General features: G+C 69.6%; 1 protein-coding gene. It reads right to left on the bottom strand.

Annotated elements, in window-relative coordinates:
• Positions 1 to 769, bottom strand: a 769-nt coding sequence (locus ACFWPJ_RS33760; RefSeq protein ID WP_378857704.1) for a GlxA family transcriptional regulator, incomplete at its 3' end; no start/stop codon positions are given.
• Positions 770 to 1,017 lie beyond the last annotated feature (248 nt).

Raw genomic sequence — 1,017 nt, 5'->3', positions numbered from 1 at the left:
ATTTCTGCGGGCTGAGCCCGGTCTCCTCGTGGAACCGCCGGGTCAGCGTGCGCACGCTGGTGCTGGCGTGCTCAGCGAGTTCCCGCAGCGACAGGGGAGTGTCGAGCCGGGCCAGTGCCCAGGCGCGGGTGGCCGAGAGTGAGAGGTCGTCGTCGGGCGGTAGCGCGGTGTCGACGAACTGGGCCTGCCCGCCGGGACGCACCGGCGTGACCACGGCGGCCCGCGCCGCCTCATTGGCCACGGTGGCGCCGTAGTCGACGCGAATCAGGTGCAGGCACAGGTCGATTCCCGCGGCAGCGCCCGCCGAGGTGGTCACCGGCCCGTCCTCGACGAACAGCGCGTCGGTGCGGACACGGACCGACGGGTGCGCGCGTGCCAGTTCGTCGGCCAGTCCCCAATGCGTGGTGGCGGTCCGCCCGTCGAGCAGTGCGGCCTGGGCCAGGACGAACGCGCCGCTGCAGATCGAGGTGACCCGGGTGCCGCGTTCGACCGCCGCGCGCAGGGCCGCCAGGATCACCGGGTCGGCGCCGGTGCGGCTGCCGGTGCTGGGCACGATCACGGTGTCGGCCGACTCGAGCACATCGAGCCCGTGCGGGATCACCACATCGAAGCCACCCGAATTCGCGGGCACCACACCGGGTTCGGCGGTGCACACCAGCACCCGGTAGGCGGGTTCGCCGTCGACCAGCACCGACTCCATGAGCGATCCCGGCATCGCCAGGTCGAACGACTTCACCGGGGGCACGGCGACGACGGCGACGGTCTTCATGGCCTGATCCTTGGGATAGCTGGCATTCCGGCCACTAGTCTAGCCCCCATCCGCGCGGCATTGTTGCCTGTATGCCCGGCGAGAACGCTGAGCAGAACATGAAACATATTGCTGGGAAAGGAAATTCGCATGACAAAGCATGTCGTGATCGGTCGCGGCGGCACCGCGTCCGCCACCGCACTGGCACAGGCCCAGTGAGGTGTCCACGTGACGGTGTTCAGCCGCAGCGGACTCTGCCCCGCTACTCA

It is taken from the genome of Nocardia sp. NPDC058497, assembly GCF_042720195.1.
GTDB lineage: Bacteria > Actinomycetota > Actinomycetes > Mycobacteriales > Mycobacteriaceae > Nocardia.
Note: the sequence above shows the minus strand (reverse complement) of the source record. Positions and strands in the feature narration are given on the sequence as shown.